Origin of the sequence: Vibrio sp. 1727, from assembly GCF_033344415.1 — a bacterium.
Classification (GTDB): domain Bacteria; phylum Pseudomonadota; class Gammaproteobacteria; order Enterobacterales; family Vibrionaceae; genus Vibrio; species Vibrio alginolyticus.
This window is the reverse complement of record NZ_JAWPOT010000110.1, coordinates 1-965: the sequence shown is the minus strand read 5'-3', so window position 1 is coordinate 965 and position 965 is coordinate 1. Positions and strand designations below refer to the sequence as shown.

The 965-nt window shown below is 46.6% G+C and carries 1 protein-coding gene; it reads left to right on the top strand.

Features of this window, described 5'->3' with window-relative positions; all coding sequences use genetic code 11:
- On the top strand, nt 1-893 hold an 893-nt coding region (cysK, locus tag R8O10_RS24155; RefSeq protein WP_318191816.1), incomplete at its 5' end, for a cysteine synthase A.
- Between the last annotated feature and the right edge of the window lie 72 nt (nt 894-965).

Sequence of the window (965 nt, the reverse complement as noted above, 5' to 3'; positions counted from 1 at the left end):
GTAACGTTCTAGCGAAAATTGAAGCACGCAACCCAAGCTTCAGCGTTAAGTGCCGTATCGGTGCAAACATGATTTGGGAAGCAGAAAAAGCTGGCACTTTAAAGCCAGGAGTAGAACTAGTAGAACCAACCAGTGGTAACACAGGTATCGCATTAGCGTTCGTAGCAGCCGCTCGCGGTTACAAATTGACTCTAACTATGCCTGAATCAATGAGCCTTGAGCGCCGCAAGCTACTTAAAGCACTAGGCGCAAACCTTGAGCTAACTGAAGCAGCGAAAGGCATGAAAGGCGCAATTGCTAAAGCAGAAGAGATCGTAGCAAGCAATCCTGAAAAATACCTTCTTCTACAACAGTTCAACAACCCTGCTAACCCGCAAATTCACGAGAAAACCACTGGCCCTGAAATCTGGGATGCGACAGACGGTGAAATCGATGTGCTAGTAGCAGGCGTTGGTACGGGTGGCACTATCACTGGTACAAGCCGTTACATTAAAGGTGAGAAAGGTAAAGCGATCACTTCTGTTGCTGTAGAACCTGCAGAATCACCAGTAATCGCGCAAGCACTAGCAGGCGAAGAAATTCAACCAGCACCACACAAAATCCAAGGTATCGGTGCAGGTTTCATTCCTGGAAACCTAGATTTGGACATTATCGACCGAGTTGAGCCAGTGACTTCTGAAGAAGCAATTGAGATGGCTCGTCGACTAATGGAAGAAGAAGGCATCCTTGCGGGCATCTCTTCAGGCGCAGCTGTTGTTGCTGCGAACCGAATTGCAGAACTACCTGAATTTGAAGGAAAAACCATCGTGACAATTCTGCCAAGCTCAGGTGAACGTTACCTAAGTACGGCGCTATTTGCTGGTATCTTTACCGAAAAAGAGAACCAACAATAATATGTGGTCAAATCAATTTTTCGTCTAAAAAAGCCCCGTTCAGGGGCTTTTTTGTTGATCCCTGCCCTACCT